The 20,365-nt window shown below is 38.8% G+C and carries 21 protein-coding genes and 1 pseudogene; 8 read left to right on the forward strand and 14 right to left on the reverse strand.

Annotated elements, in window-relative coordinates; translation table 11 throughout:
* Positions 1-341 precede the first annotated feature (341 nt).
* The gene (gene gmhB, locus A3GE_RS0108630) at positions 342-896 is read right to left on the reverse strand and encodes a D-glycero-beta-D-manno-heptose 1,7-bisphosphate 7-phosphatase (protein WP_018356864.1); all 555 of its coding nucleotides are present in this window, start codon (positions 894-896) and stop codon (positions 342-344) included.
* 172 nt (positions 897-1,068) lie between these two features.
* Here gmhB and metN point away from each other — a divergent pair, with 172 nt between their 5' ends.
* The 3 genes from metN to A3GE_RS0108645 are packed head-to-tail and all read left to right on the forward strand — an operon-like array spanning position 1,069 to position 3,645.
* Entirely contained in the window at positions 1,069-2,106 is a 1,038-nt protein-coding gene (gene metN / locus A3GE_RS0108635) for a methionine ABC transporter ATP-binding protein MetN (protein WP_018356865.1), read from the forward strand.
* The gene (locus A3GE_RS0108640; RefSeq protein ID WP_018356866.1) at positions 2,096-2,785 is read left to right on the forward strand and encodes a methionine ABC transporter permease; all 690 of its coding nucleotides are present in this window, start codon (positions 2,096-2,098) and stop codon (positions 2,783-2,785) included. The genes metN and A3GE_RS0108640 overlap by 11 nt, the downstream gene beginning before the upstream one ends.
* 35 nt (positions 2,786-2,820) lie before the next feature.
* Positions 2,821-3,645 (forward strand): MetQ/NlpA family lipoprotein, encoded by an 825-nt coding sequence (locus A3GE_RS0108645; RefSeq protein WP_018356867.1) that lies wholly within the window; start codon positions 2,821-2,823, stop codon positions 3,643-3,645.
* Positions 3,646-3,722: 77 nt separating this feature from the next.
* Here A3GE_RS0108645 and A3GE_RS0108650 read toward each other — a convergent pair whose 3' ends face one another.
* The 9 genes from A3GE_RS0108650 to lysM form a co-directional block, all read right to left on the reverse strand.
* Positions 3,723-4,652: a PD-(D/E)XK nuclease family protein gene (locus tag A3GE_RS0108650; RefSeq protein WP_018356868.1), complete on the reverse strand. Its 930-nt coding sequence runs from the start codon at positions 4,650-4,652 to the stop codon at positions 3,723-3,725.
* 127 nt (positions 4,653-4,779) lie between these two features.
* Positions 4,780-5,469: a 50S ribosomal protein L1 gene (rplA, locus tag A3GE_RS0108655; protein ID WP_018356869.1), complete on the reverse strand. Its 690-nt coding sequence runs from the start codon at positions 5,467-5,469 to the stop codon at positions 4,780-4,782.
* A 4-nt stretch (positions 5,470-5,473) separates the two neighbouring features.
* Positions 5,474-5,902 carry a 50S ribosomal protein L11 gene (rplK, locus tag A3GE_RS0108660; RefSeq protein WP_007241834.1) on the reverse strand — a complete coding sequence of 143 codons (429 nt, stop codon included), beginning with the start codon at positions 5,900-5,902 and terminating at the stop codon, positions 5,474-5,476.
* Positions 5,903-6,144: 242 nt separating this feature from the next.
* Positions 6,145-6,702, reverse strand: a complete 558-nt coding sequence (nusG, locus tag A3GE_RS0108665) for a transcription termination/antitermination protein NusG (RefSeq protein ID WP_018356870.1) — start codon at positions 6,700-6,702, stop codon at positions 6,145-6,147.
* Between the two features lies 1 nt (position 6,703).
* Entirely contained in the window at positions 6,704-7,117 is a 414-nt protein-coding gene (secE, locus tag A3GE_RS0108670; protein ID WP_018356871.1) for a preprotein translocase subunit SecE, read from the reverse strand.
* A 142-nt stretch (positions 7,118-7,259) separates the two neighbouring features.
* The gene (gene clpX / locus A3GE_RS0108675; protein WP_018356872.1) at positions 7,260-8,510 is read right to left on the reverse strand and encodes an ATP-dependent protease ATP-binding subunit ClpX; all 1,251 of its coding nucleotides are present in this window, start codon (positions 8,508-8,510) and stop codon (positions 7,260-7,262) included.
* A gap of 9 nt (positions 8,511-8,519) precedes the next feature.
* Positions 8,520-9,101: an ATP-dependent Clp endopeptidase proteolytic subunit ClpP gene (gene clpP / locus A3GE_RS0108680; protein ID WP_018356873.1), complete on the reverse strand. Its 582-nt coding sequence runs from the start codon at positions 9,099-9,101 to the stop codon at positions 8,520-8,522.
* Positions 9,102-9,215: 114 nt separating this feature from the next.
* Complete coding sequence (tig, locus tag A3GE_RS0108685) at positions 9,216-10,514, reverse strand: trigger factor (protein WP_018356874.1); 1,299 nt, start codon at positions 10,512-10,514, stop codon at positions 9,216-9,218.
* Between the two features lie 217 nt (positions 10,515-10,731).
* Positions 10,732-11,172 (reverse strand): peptidoglycan-binding protein LysM, encoded by a 441-nt coding sequence (gene lysM, locus A3GE_RS0108690; protein WP_018356875.1) that lies wholly within the window; start codon positions 11,170-11,172, stop codon positions 10,732-10,734.
* Between the two features lie 167 nt (positions 11,173-11,339).
* On the opposite strand from lysM, the pseudogene ypfJ reads away from it, so the two are divergent.
* A pseudogene (ypfJ, locus tag A3GE_RS11500) lies at positions 11,340-12,170 on the forward strand (KPN_02809 family neutral zinc metallopeptidase).
* Between the two features lie 46 nt (positions 12,171-12,216).
* Here the strand turns inward: ypfJ and hslU are convergent.
* Together hslU and hslV are read right to left on the reverse strand one after the other, a co-directional pair.
* Positions 12,217-13,551 carry an ATP-dependent protease ATPase subunit HslU gene (gene hslU, locus A3GE_RS0108700; RefSeq protein ID WP_018356878.1) on the reverse strand — a complete coding sequence of 445 codons (1,335 nt, stop codon included), beginning with the start codon at positions 13,549-13,551 and terminating at the stop codon, positions 12,217-12,219.
* Between the two features lie 11 nt (positions 13,552-13,562).
* Entirely contained in the window at positions 13,563-14,090 is a 528-nt protein-coding gene (gene hslV, locus A3GE_RS0108705) for an ATP-dependent protease subunit HslV (RefSeq protein ID WP_018356879.1), read from the reverse strand.
* A 180-nt stretch (positions 14,091-14,270) separates the two neighbouring features.
* Here hslV and A3GE_RS0108710 point away from each other — a divergent pair, with 180 nt between their 5' ends.
* The 4 genes from A3GE_RS0108710 (at position 14,271) to recX (ending at position 18,325) form a co-directional block, all read left to right on the forward strand.
* Positions 14,271-15,875 carry a DNA recombination protein RmuC gene (locus tag A3GE_RS0108710; RefSeq protein WP_018356880.1) on the forward strand — a complete coding sequence of 535 codons (1,605 nt, stop codon included), beginning with the start codon at positions 14,271-14,273 and terminating at the stop codon, positions 15,873-15,875.
* A gap of 119 nt (positions 15,876-15,994) precedes the next feature.
* Positions 15,995-16,549, forward strand: a complete 555-nt coding sequence (locus A3GE_RS0108715) for a TIGR00645 family protein (RefSeq protein WP_018356881.1) — start codon at positions 15,995-15,997, stop codon at positions 16,547-16,549.
* A 142-nt stretch (positions 16,550-16,691) separates the two neighbouring features.
* Positions 16,692-17,798, forward strand: coding sequence for a recombinase RecA (gene recA, locus A3GE_RS0108720; protein ID WP_018356882.1), 1,107 nt, complete (start codon positions 16,692-16,694; stop codon positions 17,796-17,798).
* Between the two features lie 68 nt (positions 17,799-17,866).
* Positions 17,867-18,325, forward strand: a complete 459-nt coding sequence (recX, locus tag A3GE_RS0108725; RefSeq protein ID WP_018356883.1) for a recombination regulator RecX — start codon at positions 17,867-17,869, stop codon at positions 18,323-18,325.
* A gap of 28 nt (positions 18,326-18,353) precedes the next feature.
* On the opposite strand, the gene phoR is transcribed toward recX, so the two are convergent.
* Positions 18,354-19,649, reverse strand: coding sequence for a phosphate regulon sensor histidine kinase PhoR (phoR, locus tag A3GE_RS0108730; protein ID WP_018356884.1), 1,296 nt, complete (start codon positions 19,647-19,649; stop codon positions 18,354-18,356).
* On the reverse strand, positions 19,649-20,344 hold the full coding sequence (phoB, locus tag A3GE_RS0108735; RefSeq protein WP_018356885.1) for a phosphate regulon transcriptional regulator PhoB: 696 nt from the start codon (positions 20,342-20,344) through the stop codon (positions 19,649-19,651). Before phoB ends, phoR begins: the two co-directional genes overlap by 1 nt.
* Between the last annotated feature and the right edge of the window lie 21 nt (positions 20,345-20,365).

The raw sequence follows: 20,365 nt of genomic DNA on the forward strand, positions 1-20,365 counted from the left end.
TCAATCGCTCAATAAACTGCTTCGCTATAATAAAACACTACTTAAAGTAATATGACCTAAAGTAATATGAATTTCTAGTTTCAGCACCTATTAAGACTTCAAAATTAAAATATTTTTAATAAGTCAATCAACAAGTGCCCACACAGATTGTCTGATTCGTTGTTAAAGAGCAAAAAANAACGACGCACTGCNAATCTTAAAGGTTCACAACAGTGCGTCGTTGTGTGCCGTGCATTATAGGGATTTTTTTACACCACGCAAGTGATTTTTATAAAAAAATTTAAAAAAATGACCTTTTGATTAAAAGAAAAACGGTTTGAATAAAATTTGGCTCGATTCTGCTACTTAATTGAACATTTCAGAATGCGAGGTAGCTCCACAATAGAATCCAAGAGATAATCAGCCATTGATTCTCCTTCTTCCGTTATCGCTTTTCCTGTACGAACCAATACATTTGTTTTCACTTTCGCACCGATTCCGGCTTTCAGATCATCCACTTTATCGCCAATCATCACTGATTTTTCTGGGTCAATCTTCAATTCTTCTATTGCTTGCAGCAACATACCTGGTTTCGGCTTGCGACAATCGCAGTCATCTTTATATTCTCCGTTACCATCCGGAAGGTGTGGACAATAGTAAATCCCATCCAAATCTACACCTTGCTCTGCCAATGACCAATCCATCCATTCTGTTAATTGTAGAAATTGCGCTTCAGAAAAATAACCGCGTGCAATACCTGATTGGTTTGTCACTAACACCAACAAATACCCCATGGATTTTAATTCACGCAACGCATCAATCGCGCCATCAATAAATTTAAAATTATCGATCTCGTGCACATAGCCATAATCTACATTCAACGTACCATCACGATCTAAAAAAATTGCTTTATTCATTTTCACTCTATAATTGCCCCAATTTTCAAAAATTATCCCTTTAATTCTATCAATTATCAAATATAAGCTATAACCAATCCATCTAAAAAAGATCCTATGATATATTGACACGGCAATCTAGACGTCTAGAATACCGAAATAAATTTGAAAATAGTAAGAGACAAGGGCTTATATGATTAAGCTAAATAATATTACGAAGATTTTTGAGTTAGCGGGAAAAAAGCTGACCGCACTTGATAATGTTTCGCTCAATGTTGAAAAAGGGCAAATTTGCGGTGTTATCGGTGCATCCGGCGCAGGGAAAAGTACGCTTATTCGCTGCGTAAATTTATTAGAGAAACCAAGTAGTGGTTCAGTTGTGATAGATGGCATGGAACTTACCCAACTTTCTGATCGAGAATTAGTTCATGCCCGTCGCCACATTGGTATGATTTTCCAACACTTTAATCTTCTCAGCTCACGCACTGTATTTGAAAATGTTGCCCTCCCATTAGAATTGGAAGGCGCATCAAAAGCAAAAATCCAAGAAAAAATAACCGCACTTTTAACATTGGTCGGTTTAAATGAGAAACGTGACGCCTATCCAAGCAATCTTTCCGGCGGACAAAAACAACGTGTGGCCATTGCCCGTGCTTTAGCAAGCGATCCAAAAGTATTATTATGCGACGAAGCCACGAGCGCATTAGATCCGGCAACCACACAATCTATTCTAAAATTACTAAAAGAAATCAACCGCACTTTGGGCATTACCATTTTACTCATCACCCATGAGATGGAAGTGGTGAAACAGATTTGTGATCAAGTGGCGGTAATCGATAAAGGACAGTTAGTGGAGCAAGGTACTGTCGGAGAAATTTTTTCAAATCCAAAAACCGAGCTGGCACAAGATTTTATTCGCTCTACATTCCATATTAATTTACCGGATGAATATTTGGAGAACCTGACCGATACCCCTAAACACAGTAAGGCATATCCAATTATTAAGTTTGAGTTTACCGGCCGTTCTGTGGATGCGCCATTGCTGTCACAGGCATCAAAAAAATTTGGTGTGGAACTCAGTATTTTAACGTCACAAATTGATTATGCGGGTGGTGTGAAATTTGGCTATACCATCGCAGAAGTGGAAGGTGATGAAGATGCCATTACACAAACCAAAATTTATTTAATGGAAAATAATGTACGCGTGGAGGTACTCGGTTATGTTCAATGATTTCTGGACAACATTTAGCCAACAGCTCACGCCACAAATGTGGGGCGTTGTTGCAACGGCAACTTATGAAACCGTCTATATCAGTTTTGTCTCTACTTTATTGGCTGTTGTTGTAGGTTTACCTGTAGGCGTATGGACATTCTTAACCGGTAAAAATGAAATTTTACAAAATAAACATACGCATTTTATTTTGAATACCATCATTAATATTGGTCGCTCGATTCCTTTCATTATTTTACTTTTGATTTTGTTACCTGTAACACGCTTTATTGTCGGCACTGTACTTGGCACAACCGCAGCCATTATTCCATTAAGTATCTGTGCAATGCCTTTCGTGGCACGCTTAACTGCCAATGCTCTAATGGAAATTCCAAATGGGCTAACCGAAGCGGCACAGGCAATGGGAGCGACGAAATGGCAAATCGTCCGTAAATTTTACTTACCAGAAGCCATGCCAACCCTGATCAATGGGATCACGCTTACTCTCGTGACGTTGGTGGGTTATTCTGCCATGGCGGGAACGCAAGGCGGTGGCGGACTTGGAAGCCTTGCGATCAACTATGGTGTATATCGCAATATGCCTTACATCACTTGGGTTGCTACCATTATCATTGTTCTTTTCGTAATGATTAGCCAAAAACTCGGTGATACACTGGCGAAGAAAGTGGATCATCGTTAGAGCACAACTTACTGCTAACTAAAAGAGGAAACCTTATGAAACTAAAAAATTTATTTGCTATTACAGCCATCGCATCCGCCCTTGTTCTAACAGGATGTAAAGATGATAAAAAAACCGAAACCGCAGCAACTACACCACTTAAAATCAAAGTCGGGGTGATGTCAGGTCCAGAACATCAAGTGGCAGAAATTGCAGCAAAAGTAGCAAAAGAGAAATATGGGTTAGATGTACAATTTATAGAATTTAATGACTATGCGTTGCCAAATACTGCGGTTTCTACCGGTGATTTAGATGTAAACGCAATGCAGCACAAACCTTATTTAGATCAAGACACAAAGGCCAAAAACCTAAATAATTTGGTAATTGTGGGCAATACTTTTGTTTATCCATTAGCCGGATATTCTAAAAAAATTAAGAATCTGAATGAGCTGCAAGAAGGTGCGAAAGTAGTCGTGCCAAACGATCCAAGCAATCGTGGACGTGCATTGATTCTGCTTGAGAAACAAGGCTTAATCAAACTTAAAGATGCCAATAATCTATTATCTACAGTATTAGATATTGTTGAAAATCCAAAAAATCTAAATGTCACCGAAGTGGATACCTCTATTGCTGCTCGCGCACTCGATGATGTTGATTTAGCAGTAGTAAATAACACCTACGCCGGTCAGGTTGGCTTGAATGCGCAAGATAATGGTGTGTTTGTAGAAGATAAAGATTCGCCTTACGTAAACATTATTGTCGCGCGTACCGATAACAAAGACAGTAAAGCCGTGCAAGATTTCGTAAAATCTTATCAAACCGAAGAAGTGTATGAAGAAGCTAAAAAACACTTCAAAGATGGAGTTGTAAAAGGTTGGTAATTTTTAGTATATTTTAAAGAAAACCGCACTTTCTATAAAAGGTGCGGTTTAATCTACCTATCATACCAATATATAAATTAATCAGATTTTTCTCTATTGTCCATCCATTTAAAGAATCTTCGGCCAATCTCACGGGTATTATATAACCTACCACAATTTTTAGGGATATTCATTTCCGGATGTTCATTAATATATAACTCTAAAATACGTTTCGCCTCGACTTTATTATTTTCATCATCAAATACTTGAATTTGTCCACTATCTCTTCTAATAACAGTATAATCCCTGTTATTTACGTTAATTTTTGCTTCTTCTAATAAATTACCGATATCTCCACTTTGAAGTTTACGTGTTATTGAAGAAGAAAATGTATCAAGGCAATATTTTCTAAATGCTTTTAAAGTATGGCGAATATATTCATTGATTGGGTTTATTTCTCCTAAAGCTTCTTCTTTCAAAATCTGCTCTAAAATTGAGGTAATACTTTTTTCTTTATCATTCCAATATAACCAGCTCTTTTGAGGTTCTTTAATATTCAAATTTTTATACTCGTTATCTAATTTAGATGACTGACATTTTGGTGTAAGGAAAATAAAACTAAGTTTGTCCTCTCCAAGCTCACTATTATGTGTAACTGCAGCGTAATAATCTTTTAATTGATTTTCATTTGCTGCTCCTTTCTGGATTTTATTTTCTATAATAACTCGGTGAATACTTTCTTTATTTTCGTTTAAACTTCTGTCGAAGAGATCAATTTGAATGTCAACATATTTTGGTTTTCTGTTTTCTAATACATATTCTTCTTCAAGAGAGACACGATAATCAATGGAAGGATTATCCAAAAAATCATTAAATCTTTCAGCGCTAACTTCTTTCAAAAAACGTTTAACAAAGATACTACCTAATCCATGGTCTTCATTACTATCTAATAAATAACCTAACATTGCCGACATACTCGGTTCATATAATCGAGAATCGCCATTATTTAATACTTTAAAAATATTCATCTCTAAATTTCCTCAAAAATTAAAAATGCTTTAATCACAAAACTAGAGTAAAGTTTAAAAGTTTATATAAAAAACCGCACTTTGCATAACAAAGTGCGGTTAAATTTATCTAAGTTTTTTAATGCAATTATAGCGATGCTTGATCTACTGCAACGCCAGCACCCATTGTGGTAGAAACACTAACTTTCTTAATGAAAATACCTTTTGCAGTGGTTGGTTTTGCTTTTGTTAAAGCTGCCAACAATGCTTGGAGGTTTTCTTTTAATTGTTCTTCAGAGAAGCTTACCTTACCAATTGTGGTGTGAATGATACCGTTTTTATCGTTACGATAACGGATCTGACCGGATTTCGCATTTTTTACAGCTTCAGCAACGTTTGGTGTTACAGTACCTACTTTAGGGTTTGGCATTAAACCACGTGGGCCTAATACTTGACCTAATTGACCTACAACACGCATTGCATCAGGAGAAGCGATAACTACATCAAAGTTCATCTCGCCTTTCTTGATTTGCTCCGCTAAATCTTCCATACCCACTAAGTCAGCGCCCGCCGCTTTTGCAGCATCTGCATTTGCGCCTTGAGTGAATACAGCTACGCGAACTTCACGACCTGTACCGTGTGGTAATACGGTTGCACCACGAACGTTTTGGTCAGATTTACGAGGATCAATACCTAGGTTTACTGCAACATCAACACTTTCAACGAATTTAGCGGTTGCGAATTGTTTTAATAACGCAATTGCTTCGTTGATTTCATATGCTCTAGTAGAATCTACGCCAGCTTTGATTGCTTTCATTTTTTTAGTCAATTTAGCCATCGTATTATTCCTCCACCACTAAGCCCATAGAACGAGCAGTACCAGCGATTGATTTCATTTTGGTCTCAATAGTCGCACCAGTCATATCTGCCGCTTTTGTTTCAGCAATTTGACGGATTTGATCTAAGGTTACTTTACCCACTTTATCTTTGTTCGGCTTACCGGAACCAGATTTGATACCCGCTGCTTTTTTCAATAATACGGCAGCCGGTGGAGTTTTAGTAATAAACGTAAATGAACGGTCAGCATATACAGTGATTACAACTGGAATTGGTAAACCTTTTTCTAAGCTCTCGGTACGAGCATTGAACGCTTTACAGAATTCCATAATGTTTACACCTTGTTGACCTAATGCCGGACCAACCGGTGGTGATGGGTTTGCCATACCTGCTGCAACTTGCAACTTAACGTAGGCTTGGACTTTTTTTGCCATTTTAATTTTCCTCTAATTGGGTCATAGCGCTATAAATAGCTCCCCGATGATTTCGACACCAATCATAAAAGATACGATGCCATACAAAAATATAAGCCGATAAACGGCTTATAAACAGGTTGCGAATTATATAAAAAGGACGATTGCTTTTCAAGCAATTCAAATGAAAACACAAGGAAAATGACCCAAAAAATAACCGCACTTTATTTTTAAAGTGCGGTTATAATTCGTAAATATCTGGATTAGAGTGTCTTTTCCACTTGACCGAATTCTAATTCGACCGGAGTTGCCCGACCAAAGATAGAAACCGATACTTTTAAGCGACCTTTTTCGTAATCGACTTCTTCTACCGTACCATTGAAATCAGCAAACGGTCCTTCCGTAACACGCACTTCTTCACCCGGGTGATATTCGTTACGGTGGCGCGGTTTCTCTGCGCTTTGCTCCAAACGATTTAAAATTGTATCTGCTTCACGTTTAGAAATCGGAGCCGGCTTATCCGGTGTTCCACCAATAAAGCCCATTACTCTCGGTACACTTTTCACTAAATGCCAAGTGTCATCGTTCATTTCCATCTCTACAAGCACATAACCAGGAAAAAATTTACGTTCACTTTTACGACGCTTACCTGCTACGTTTTCAACGACTTCTTCCGTAGGCACTAAAACTTCGCCAAATTGATCTTCCATTTGGTGCTGTTTAATATATTCACGCAAAGTCAATGCCACTCGGCTTTCAAAACCGGAAAACGCTTGTAGCACATACCAACGTTTTTTTGATACTGTTGTTTCTTCCGTCATTTTAGAATCTCAAATCGGTTAAAAAGTTAATAATTGATACGATAATAGAATCTGTCGCCCAGAAAAATAATGAAGCAATAACAGTCACACCCATTACAATCAACGTGGTTTGACGTGCTTCTGAACGAGTTGGCCACACAACTTTACGAGCTTCATTTCTTGATTCTTTAAAGAAATTACGAGCCTTTGTACCTTGATTAGTCATTGCTGCGAAAACAAAAGCTAATACAAGAGTAATCGCCACGCCAATTACACGAACAGGTGTCGAATAATCTTTTTGGAAATAAGCATTGCCAATGGCAGCAACAGAGAAGAAAACTACAACCAATATCCAAAGTAACGTATTTAAGCCTTTTGATTTACCTTCTGCCGGCTCTTCTGTTTTTTTCTTTTTATCAACAATTTCAGTTGCCATAATTGAATCCGTTTAAAAAGGGGAAATAAGAATAAATTTAAGAACGTGCGATTGTAGCATTTTACTCGCCCATTTCCTATTGAAAAATGACTAAGCTAGAAAACAACCAAAAAATCAACCGCACTTTTTATATCAACAAACACTAAGAGCGATAACTCAGCTTAGGTGATTCATTGCCAATAATCGTTGATTCATCCACGATCACTTTTTCCAGATTTTCAATGGATGGCAAATCATACATGGTATCAAGTAGCACAGCCTCAACAATTGAACGCAAACCACGCGCCCCGGTTTTACGCTCAAGGGCTTTCTTAGCCATCGCCTTCAATGCTTCTGAGGTAAATTCTAATTCCACGTTTTCTAAACCAAACAATGCTTGATACTGTTTTGTTAGCGCATTTTTAGGTTGCGTTAAAATTTGAACCAGTGCGTCTTCATCTAACTCACTTAGCGGAGCAATCATCGGTAAACGACCGATAAATTCCGGAATCAAGCCAAATTTCATCAAATCATCCGGTTCCACCTGACGGAATAATTCGGACAGAGATTGATCTTCAGTCTCTTTTTCCACTTTTGCATCAAAACCAATACTTGTCGCAGTTTGAGTACGTTTACCAATAATTTTATCCAAGCCGGCAAATGCACCACCACAAATAAATAATATTTTTGAAGTATCTACTTTTAGCGTTTCTTGCTGAGGATGTTTACGCCCACCTTGTGGAGGCACTGAAGCAACGGTTCCTTCAATCAATTTCAATAACGCCTGTTGCACGCCTTCGCCTGACACATCTCGCGTAATTGACGCACCTTCTGATTTACGGCTAATTTTGTCAATCTCATCAATATAAATGATACCTTGCTCCGCTTTTTCAGTATCATAGCCACAATTTTGCAAAAGTTTTTGCAGTACGTTTTCTACATCTTCACCTACATACCCAGCCTCGGTCAGAGTCGTTGCATCCGCCATCGCAAAAGGTACATTTAGGCGACGGGCCAAAGTTTGCGCAAGCAATGTTTTACCGCTTCCGGTCGGACCAATTAGCAAAATATTACTTTTACCTAATTCAACTTCATTATTTTCATGATTGGTTCGTAAGCTTTTATAGTGATTATATACTGCCACCGAAAGTACTTTTTTCGCATAATCCTGCCCGATCACATAATCATCTAAATGTGCGCGAATTTCATGCGGTGTCGGCAATTTGGTTTCATTTTCAACCGCACTTTCAGGCGCTTTTTCACCATTATCTTGGTGGTTTTCTTCCAACATTGAATGACAAAGTTCGATACATTCGTTACAAATATAGCCCTCTGTTCCGGCAATCAATTTATCGACTTCACTTTTTTCTTTACCACAAAAAGAGCAATGAAGCGCTTTATTCTCAGTTGTCATCTTAAATCCTTAACGCTTAATCAGTACGTTATCCACTAACCCATAGTTTTTTGCCTCTTCAGCAGACATAAAGTTATCACGATCAGTATCTTGCTCAATACGTTCAATGCTTTGCCCTGTGTGGAAAGCTAAACGTTCATTTAAGGTGTGTTTAATTTTCAAAATTTCTTGTGCGTGAATTTGAATATCCGATGCTTGACCACGGAATCCGCCCAACGGTTGGTGAATCATCACTCGCGCATTTGGCAATGCCGCACGTTTACCAGCAGTCCCTCCTGCAAGTAAAAACGCGCCCATAGAGCATGCCTGTCCAATACAGAGGGTTCGTATATCCGGTTTGACAAATTGCATTGTGTCGTAAATTGCCATACCGGCAGTCACCGAGCCTCCCGGCGAATTAATATAAATATTAATGTCTTTCGTCGGATCTTCTGATTCTAAGAAAAGTAACTGTGCAACAATCAAATTTGCCATGCGATCTTCTACTTCACCGCTTAGGAAAATCACACGTTCTTTTAGCAATCGGGAATAAATATCGTAAGAACGTTCACCTCTTGAGGTTTGTTCTACGACCATAGGAATTACGCTCATTTTTGCCCCTAATCATATAAAAAATCGGGCAATATATTACTCGATTTTCAGTTAAAACAAAAATGCGGTCGAAATTCACTATAAATAACGACCGCACTCTTTAATCAAAAATAATTATGCTTGTGGATTCATAATTTCATCAAATGAAGATGCTTTTTCGGTCACTTGTGCTTTTGCAAGAACCGCATCAACCGCTTGTTCTTCTAACACAACATTGCGAATATTATTCATTAACTCTTCATTTTTGCTGTAATATTCAACCACTTCAGCCGGTTGTTCGTAGGCAGAAGCGATATCTGAGATCATGGTTTTAACACGTTCCTCATCTGCTTTCAATTCGTTTGATTTGATCACTTCAGAGAATAATAAACCGACTTGAACACGACGCTTCGCATCCGCTTCAAACAATTCACCTGGTAATTGTGCTGCCTGTTGCGTATTACCTCCAAAACGTTGCGCCGCTTGGTTGCGTAACACATTAATTTCTTCTTCAACAGCAGAAGACGGCACATCAATAGGGTTTTGTTCAATTAAACCGTTAATAACTTGTTGTTTCACACGAGAAACTAGTGCATTTTTCAATTCACGTTCCATATTTTTACGGATTTCTGTACGTAAATCTGCAACTGTTTTGGTATTAGGACCGAATTTAGCCACAAATTCATCGGTTAATTCTGGCAACACCATATTTTCAACTTTTTTCAAAGTAATGGCAAATTTAGCCGGTTTACCTTTTAAGTTTTCCGCATGATATTCTTCTGGGAAAGTCACATCAATATCAAATTGCTCACCGGCTTTATGACCCACGATACCGTCTTCAAAACCAGGAATCATACGACCTTGTCCCATGAATAAAACGAAATCGGAGGCTTTCCCACCCTCAAACTCTTCACCATCAATAGAACCGACAAAATCAATTGTTACGCGATCATCCGCTTTTGCCGCATCTTGGCTTCCCGCCCAAGTTGCTTGTTGTTTACGTAACACATCGACCATTTTATCAATATCTGCGTCAGTAATTTCAACGGTCGGTTTTTCAACTTTGATATTTTCTAAACCTTGTAATTTTACTTCCGGATACACTTCAAAAGTTGCGGTGAAAACTAAATCTTTACCTTGCTCAAAAGTTTCAATAGCGAAAGTCGGGCGACCTGCAATATTGATTTTCTCTGCAATCACTGCATCAAAGAAATGACGTGGCAATAAATCATTTAATACATCTTGACGAATTGATGCACCAAAACGTTGCTCAACAATATGTGTAGGCACTTTACCTTTACGGAATCCATCCACTCGAACATTTTTTGCTGCACGTTTAAATTCTTCACGCGTCGCTTTTTCAAGCGTTTCCGCAGGAACGGTGATAGCCACACGGCGCTCTAAACCTTGGGTTGTTTCAATATTTAATGACATTTGTAACCTCAATTCATTTTTGCACTCGGTCAAACTCACACCGAACACGTTATTAAAAATAATAGTGATAAAAAACTGGCAGATTATATCGAAATAAAAGCTGCCAGTCGATAGAAAGTCGATAAATCAAACAAAATCACACTTATTTTGGCGATTTTATCAACAAAACTTTAGACATAAAAAAAGTGCGGTTGAAAATGACCGCACTTTTAAGTTGTTATAAACTTTTCGGTAAACGAATTTTCTGCCCCGGGAAAATTTTATCCGCGTCTTTAATCACTTCCTTATTGGCTTCAACAATCGCGGTGTATTTTGCGCCGTTTCCGTAAGCTTTTTCTGCAATTTTCCAAAGGGTATCGCCTTTTTGAATGACATAGAAAGTATCATCAGATGCTAAGCTTTCACCGTTACTGATGGTTGCATCACTTGTAACAGAAGTAATGCCTTGAATATTTCCCGCCATTAATACTGCTTTTTCTAGAGCAGCCGCAGTAGAAGCGACACCTTGAATATTTGCTACCCCATTTTCAACGGTGACAGAAAGATTTTCTACCCCCGGATTATCTTCTGCGATGTGTTGTGTCACCGCTTTTGAGGCATCCTCTTCTTTAGAAAAAAGTTTTTTGCCAATATCGCCAACAAAATCAAATAAGCCCATTTTCTATTCCTTTTTTGGTTATGAAACTGACGCATACCATACTGAAAAGTGATAGGAATGTCTAGAAAATATCATGTAAATTCCAGTAAATCTTTTTATAAAAAGCTTTAAAGATGACCGCACTTTGATAGAATGCGGGCATTTTTAATAACAAAACAGGGGCGATTATGCGCTGGCAAGGAAGAAGAGAAAGTTCAAACATTGAAGACAGACGGGGTTCCGGTGGAAATTTTGGTGGAGGAAAAGGCACAGGAATTTTAGGCTTCATTATTTTATTAGTAGGTGCTTATTATGGGGTTGATTTATCCGGATTAGTCGGCACACCTAATTTTTCAGGTCAATCCTCTCAACGATTGGAAACCCAGGAATAACAACAACTCGCCGGTTTATCAAAAGTCGTGTTAGCGGATACAGAAACCGTGTGGAGAAATTATTTCAAACAAATGGGTTATCAATATCAAGAACCCGTCATGGTGCTATACAACGGTGCAACCTCCACTGCTTGCGGCACGGGACAATCGGCAATGGGACCTTTTTACTGCCCGAATGATCGTAAAGTTTACCTCGATCTATCCTTCTATAATGATATGAAAAACAAATTAGGCGCAGCTGGTGATTCTGCCTTCGCTTATGTTATTGCTCACGAGGTGGGACACCATGTACAAAATTTACTCGGCGTTTTAGGGCAAGTCCATCGTGCACAACAAAGCACCGATCGCAAAACCGCCAATCAACTTTCGGTAAAATTAGAGCTACAAGCGGATTGTTTTGCCGGTGTTTGGGCAAATCAAGCAGTGAAAAGCGGTTTGTTTGAACGAGGAGATGAAGAAAAGGCCTTTAATGCGGCGGAAGCCGTGGGGGATGATCGCTTACAAAAACGCGGGCAAGGCTATGTGGTACCCGATAGTTTCACCCATGGCACTTCCGCCCAACGTTTGACGTGGTTCAGAAAAGGATTGCAAACAGGCAATCCAAGCCAATGCGAAACTTTCAACTAAAAAATAAAGGTCTGGCAAATGCCAGACCTTTCCATTTCATAATAAATTAAAGAATAAACCGGCTTAAATCTTCGTTTTCCACCACTTCGCCCAGTGCCTCTGCTACATAGGCATCATCAATATTGACGGTTTGACCACTCATATCGCTTGCATTAAAGGATATTTTATCCATCAAACGTTCCATCACCGTATGTAAACGACGGGCACCGATATTTTCCGTTTTCTCATTGACTCGGAATGCGGCTTCGGCAATTTTTTTCACCGCATCTCGGGTAAATTCAATATTCACCCCTTCAGTCGCCATTAAGGCTTTATATTGCTCGGTTAAAGAAGCATTAGGCTCTGTTAAAATCCGCTCAAAATCAGCCGCACTTAGGGCAGAAAGTTCCACACGAATCGGCAAACGACCCTGTAATTCAGGGATTAAATCTGAAGGACGTGCCACTTGGAACGCACCGGATGCGATAAATAAAATATGATCCGTTTTCACCATACCGTGCTTGGTACTCACCGTTGAGCCTTCCACCAACGGTAGCAAATCACGTTGTACCCCTTCACGGGAAACATCCGCACCACTATACTCGCCTTTTTTGCAAATTTTATCAATCTCATCAATAAATACGATACCGTTTTGCTCTACCGCCTCAATGGCTTTTTGTTTCAATTCTTCCGGATTAATCAATTTTGCGGCTTCATCGTCAATCAAGGTTTTCAACGCATCTTTAATTTTCATTTTGCGCTTTTTGGTTTTTTCACTACCGAGATTTTGAAACATAGATTGTAATTGGTTTGTCATTTCTTCCATACCCGGAGGTGCCATAATTTCCACCCCCATAGAAACACCGGCTGAAACATCAATCTCAATTTCTTTGTCATCTAACTGACCTTCACGTAATTTTTTACGGAATGCCTGACGCGTACTGCTATTGCTATCTTGGTTTTCTACTTCTCCCCACTGATTTTTTGCCGGTGGTAACAACGAATCCAGAATACGTTCTTCTGCCGCATCTTCCGCCTTTGCTCTATTTTTCGCAATTTCTTGCTGGCGAACCAATTTCATTGCACTATCCGTCAAATCACGAATAATGGAATCCACTTCTTTTCCCACATACCCCACTTCGGTAAATTTGGTGGCTTCCACTTTAATGAAAGGCGCATTGGCTAATTTTGCCAAACGTCGGGCAATTTCGGTTTTCCCCACACCGGTAGGCCCAATCATCAGAATATTTTTTGGTGTCACTTCATGGCGTAGCGGCTCTTGAAGTTGCATACGGCGCCAACGGTTACGAAGGGCAATAGCAACCGCTCTTTTGGCATCCGCCTGCCCAATAATATGTTGATCTAATTCAGAAACAATTTCGCGTGGAGTCATTTCAGACATAGTATTTTTCCTTAATTCGGTAATTCTTCAATAGTGAAATTAGTGTTAGTGAACACACAAATATCACCAGCAATTTTTAATGATTTTTCCACAATTTCTCGGGCGGGAAGATCCGTATTTTCCACCAACGCACGGGCAGCAGAGAGGGCATAATTACCACCGGAACCAATAGCTAAAATTTGATCTTCCTCCGGTTGCACCACATCACCAATCCCCGTGATGATCAGACTTTCTTTTTCATCTGCCACAATCAACATCGCTTCTAATTTACGCAACGCACGGTCCGTTCGCCAATCTTTCGCTAATTCCACCGCACTTTTCAACAAATGCCCTTGGTGCATTTCCAATTTACGTTCAAACAATTCAAATAGCGTGAAAGCATCCGCCGTACCGCCGGCGAAACCGGCCAACACTTTTCCATTGTATAAACGGCGCACTTTTCGCGCATTACCTTTCATCACCGTATTACCCAGAGAAACCTGTCCGTCTCCCCCTACCACCACTCGCCCATTACGGCGTACACTGACGATTGTTGTCATTATTCTGTCCTTTTTTTAAAAAAACTTGCCCGCTATATTGCGGCAAGATTAAGAAAATTCAAGGGTAAATGGACAATGAACAAAAAATATGATGAAAAATGACCGCACTTTAACTTAAAAGTGAATTTTCCCCCAAATGTCCACCTGTGGTAAAATTTACAAAAATTTTGAGGCTTATTTATGACAAATTGGATTACCCCTTCCTTTCTCACACTCCTTGGCATATCGCTGTTCATTCTGATTATTCTCTGTTTTTTACTTGCCCGCCGTACGCGCGATGTACAAGAATCACAGCAAGATTTGAATAAAACCAATCATGATTTTAACCAACTTGCCGAACGTTTTGATTTACTCAATCAACAGAAAAATCTTTTGGAGCAACGAACCGTTAAAGCCCAAACGGAAAGTGAGGGGCTGCAAATTCGCTTAAGCGAGCGTGATGAAAAAATTTTCTACCTCACAAAAGAATTGGATGAAGAGCAAGCTCGCAATGAGCAAATCAGTACACAAATCACCGCATTGAAAGAACGTTTTGGCATAGCCTCTGCACAAGCGGAAAGTTTACAAAATCAACTGCAACAAAGCCAAAGCCAGCTCTTGCGCAAAGAACAAGAGCAACAAAATTTAACGGAAAAATTGACCGCACTTTCACAAGAACTGACCGGTTTGAAAACCACCTTGGCAGAGAAAGAAAAACATTTTGCCGAACAACAACAAAATATTGAACAATCTAAACAACAACTTGGGATTGAGTTTCAAAATCTCGCCAACCGTATTTTAGATGAAAAGAGCCGATCTTTTAATCAAACCAACCAAACAGCACTGGAAACCTTGCTCAAGCCTTTCCGTGAACAAATTGAAGGTTTCCAAAAACGGGTGAATGAAATCCACTCGGAATCACTAAAAGGCAATGCCGGTTTAGAAGCAGAAATTAAGAAAGTATTGGAAGTCGGCTTAAATATGTCGCAAGAAGCGAATAATTTAACCTCTGCATTAAAAGGTGAAAAGAAGACGCTTGGTAATTGGGGAGAGATGCAATTAGAACGGGCATTACAGCTTGCCGGTTTAGTTGAAAACGTACATTATAGTGCACAAGCTCATTTTAAAGATGAACAAGGCGGAAGGAATTATCCTGATTTTGTACTAAATTTGCCTGATGAAAAACACCTCATTATTGACAGCAAAATGTCATTGATTGCCTATGAAAGTGCGGTCAATTCTGACGATGATTTTGAGCGTGAGCGTTTACTCCGCGAACATATTAAGGCTTTAAAAAATCATATTGATGAGCTACACAAAAAAGATTACAGCAATTTAATTGGTATGTGCAGCCCAAATTTCGTGCTGATGTTTATCGCTGTCGAACCCGCTTATATTGAGGCGTTAAAACTCGATCCCCATCTCTTTAATTATGGTTATGAAAAAAATGTCGTGATGGTATCACACACTACGCTGATGCCGATTTTACGCACCGTAGCAAACCTATGGCGTATCGAACGGGGTAATGCGGAGGCCAGAGAAATAGCCGAAAAAGCCGGTGAAATTTATAACCAAATTTGCTTGGTAGCAGAACGTTTGAATAAATTAGGCAATACACTCTCAACCGTCAGCAACCAATATAACAGCACAGTGACCGCACTTGTGGGTCAACAAGGGCTAGTCAGCAAAATTGAACGCTTTAAAGATTTATCCGCCAAAGCCAATAAAATGATGCCAAACTTAGAATTATTAAATAATGGCGTGGATTTAAGCCGTTTGTCGATGATTACGCAAGAAGATAAATAGTCCTATATTTTTATTGCGATTTTAAAAAAAACTGCTATTTTTTGTAGCGGTTTTTGCCGGCTCACAGGTAAAACAAAACGACTACAGCCCTTCGTGATACACTTTATTTAGGAAACAAAATGGAACAACAAAAACCTCAGGTCGATCCCTACTCCAAATATAATGCACAATCCAGTATGCTCAGCAAAATTATTTTTACCAGTCGCTGGCTACAACTGCCGATCTATTTAGGCTTGATTGTCGTTCAAGGGATTTATGTCTATAAATTTCTAAAATCTCTCTGGCATTTGATTATTAATGTCAATACCATGGATTCCGAAACGATTATGTTAGCGGTACTTAACCTAATTGATGTAGTTATGATTGCCAATTTATTAGTAATGGTCACGCTTGGCGGTTATGAAATTTTTGTATCAAAGTTAAAAACCCGCAATCATCCGGATCAACCCGAGTGGATGAGCCATGTGAATGCCACCGTATTAAAAGTTAAACTTTCTATGTCAATTATCAGCATTTCATCGATTCATTTGCTTCAAACCTTTGTTAATGCCGCAAGAATCCCTGAAAAAACAATTATGTGGGAACTATTTCTTCACTTCGGTTTTCTTGTATCTGCCATCGCTCTCGCCTATACAGACAAAATCCTATATAGCACCAACCATAAAAACCACTAGAAATAAGGCAGTATTTTTCCTTACAGAAACGCTAACTAAAAGTTGGCGTTTCTTTTAGTTCATAAAAATATTCAAAATAGCCTTGATACTGTATATAAATACAGATACAATGCCTGAAATTTTATTTAACGAGGAAAAATAAATGGCATCACAAGACGAAAAAAAGAAAGGGAAAACAACAGCAAGCGCGCCTGCAACAGCGGAAGAAAAACAAAAAGCTCTTGCAGCTGCGCTAGGGCACATAGAAAAACAATTCGGTAAAGGCTCTATTATGAAATTAGGGGATACACAAGCCCTTGATGTAGAATCCATTTCTACCGGTTCGATAGGACTTGACGCCGCATTAGGAATCGGCGGGTTACCAATGGGACGTATTGTTGAAATCTTTGGTCCTGAATCTTCCGGTAAAACAACTTTAACACTTTCAGTTATCGCTCAAGCTCAAAAAGCAGGTAAAACCTGTGCATTTATTGATGCCGAGCATGCTTTAGATCCGATTTATGCCGCTAAATTGGGGGTTAATGTTAAGGATCTATTAGTCTCCCAACCCGATAATGGTGAACAAGCACTTGAGATCTGTGATGCCTTAGTCCGTTCAGGTGCGGTTGAGCTTATTATTGTTGACTCCGTTGCCGCACTGACACCCAAAGCCGAAATTGAAGGTGATATGGGGGATTCTCATGTGGGATTACAGGCCCGTTTAATGTCCCAAGCATTACGTAAATTAACCGGTCAAATTAAAAATGCCAACTGTTTGGTTATATTTATTAACCAAATCCGAATGAAAATCGGTTCTTATGGTAACCCAGAAACAACAACCGGTGGGAATGCGCTAAAATTTTATGCCTCGGTTCGCTTGGATATTCGTCGTACGGGCTCAGTCAAGGATGGTGAAAATATTATTGGTAATGAAACCAAAGTAAAAGTGGTTAAAAATAAATTGGCGCCTCCATTCCGTCAGGTAGAATTCCAAATTCTTTATGGTGAAGGTATTTCTAAGACAGGTGAATTGATTGAACTAGGAGTTCAGCACAAATTGGTGAATAAATCAGGAGCTTGGTATTCTTATGAGGATGAAAAAATAGGTCAAGGCAAGGCAAATGCAATGAAGTGGCTACTGGACAATCCAGAGAAAGCCATGGTATTAGAAAATAAATTACGAGCCGAGTTAATCGCAAATCCTGATCAAGGATTCACTGAAGATATTGATCAAGCCGATGACAAATTAAATTCAGAGGATGAATTTTAATTCACCCGTTATTTTAGCCTTTTAAAGTGCGGTCAATTTTGCCCGCACTTTTTCTCCAAGGAGTGATGATGTCTTCTATTGCACTAAGTTATGTTATTAATTTACTTGCCCGTCGTGAATACAGCGAGTTTGAACTCCGCAATAAAATGCAAGAAAAAGCCTTTTCCGAACCAGAAATTGATGAAGTTATTACACATTGCCAGCAAAAAAATTGGCAGAATGATAAACGCTTTGCGGAAAACTATTTGCATTATCGTAGTCAGCGAGGCTATGGCGAGAATAGAATCAGACAGGAACTAAAACATTTAAAAGGAGTGCCGTCAGCTATTATTACTGAAGTATTCGCAGAATGTGATATAAATTGGTCCGAGCTTGCTTTTGTGGTTTTACGTAAAAAATTTCCTAATTACATAGAAAAACATTCTCCAAAAATAAAACAGAAAATTTGGAACTATATGCTTTCCCACGGTTTTTCTTCTGAACAATTTTCACACTTTATTGGGAATGAATCGGCATTTTTTGAATAAATTATGCTTATCTTGATATTAGCCATTTCTATGGTTTGATTATAGGGAGCACGACTTTAAAGCAACTTCCCTTCCCTAGCTCACTTTTTATTTCTAATTCCGCATTGTATTTCGCCAAAGCAAATTTGGTAATAGACAGACCAAGCCCCGTTCCTCCGGTTTGGCGAGAACGGGCATTATCAACCCGATAAAAACGTTCCGTTAATCGCGGAATATGCTCTGCCGCAATGCCAACCCCTGTATCAGTCACAGAAAAAATTGCTTTATCTGCCAACGTAGTAAGTTGAACAGTAATCCTGCCTTTTTCCGGCGTATATCGAACCGCATTGAAAGTCATATTACTTAATGCACTATATAATTCCGGCTCTAACCCATAAAAATTAATATTCGGTTCAATGTTTACAATAAAGATATGTTTTTCACGTGAAAAATTTTGAGTTGCCTCAACCACTTGGTGAACCATTTTGGATAAATCAAAATTCTGGAATTCTCCGGCCGTGGACTGTCCCCGTTCTAAACGTGAAAGGGTTAATAAATCGGATAAAAGATTTAGCATTCTCTGCCCTTCTTTTTGCATTAAACCTAAAAATTGCTGACGCTGCTCAATAGGTAAATCAGGCATATCCGATAATGTTTCCACAAAACCGTTAACTACAGTAAGTGGCGTGCGCAATTCATGGGAAACATTAGCAACAAAGGCAATTTGAGCATCGTCTAATTGCTCTTCTTGAGTAATATCTTGTGTTATCAATAATTCGCTATTTTGATAGAAAGGCTGCCGACTGATTTGCAAAATTCGTTTGAAATAATTTCCGTTAGGTAGACTAACTTTCAATTTAAGAGGATCACTTTCCAACTTCTTTTGTAGAAATTGTTGGAATTCAGGTAAACGAATGAGATTTGGTAGAATACCTTGGAGATCATTTTTATAGTTCAGATTAAGATGTTTGCAAGCAAGAGGATTAAACCATTCGATACGGCCTTCGGTTAAAACGATAATTCCAGTGGGAATCGCCTCTATAACTTGATTAAAACGATCTAAGGAAACAGAAAGTTCTTTTTTTCGTTTTATACTGGCTTTACGTAAAGATAAAATTTTATCAAAAATATGTCCCCAGATTCCAAAACCCTGTATAGGATTTTCCTGATTCTCCAGCCAACGAATTAAACGAATTAAATAAAATAGCTGAAGACCTATCCATCCAAGCAATACAATATTAACTAAAATCCACATTATTTCCGTACCGGCAATTAAATATCCCACCCCGGCAGAACAAAATAGAGTGAGGATTAATCTAAATAAGGTCGGAAAAAATAATTTCATTATGCTTCTTCTATATTGAAACGATAACCTGAACCACGAACGGTTTGTAACAAATACTCCAGTTTGCTTGGTTCTAGTGCCTGACGTAAACGACGAATATGCACATCAATGGTTCGCTCTTCCATAAAAATATGATCTCCCCAAACAAAATCAAGCAGTTGTACCCTGCTATATAAGCGGTTCGGATGAGTCATAAAGAAATGAAGTAATTTAAATTCAGTCGCCCCTAAGTTTAACCGAATATTATTGCCAATCACAATTTTATTAACAGGATCTAAACTCAATCCTTTAATATTGATAATTTGATCTGTTTTGTGGGGATGGTGACGACGTAAAAATGCATTGACTCGAGCAACTAATTCTCTTGGTGAAAAAGGCTTGGTAACATAATCGTCGGCACCGAGATTTAAACCTTTCTCCTTGTCCAATTCATCACTACGCGCAGTTAATAAGATAATAGGTAAACTTTCCGTGCGTTTGGTTGAACGCAATTCTTTGGTAAATTCGACACCAGAAACACCAGGCAGCATCCAGTCCAATAAAATAAGATGAGGAAGCTGTTCATTAATTTGCAGCCTTGCTTGTGATACATTTTCCGCCGTACGTACCTCAAAACCGGCTTGTTCCAAGATAAATTTAATTAATGTAATAATAGACTCTTCGTCTTCAACCACTAAAATATTTGCTTTTGGCATAGCCTACTCCCTGGATTTTCT

Source organism: Rodentibacter pneumotropicus DSM 21403 (genome assembly GCF_000379905.1).
GTDB lineage: Bacteria > Pseudomonadota > Gammaproteobacteria > Enterobacterales > Pasteurellaceae > Rodentibacter > Rodentibacter pneumotropicus.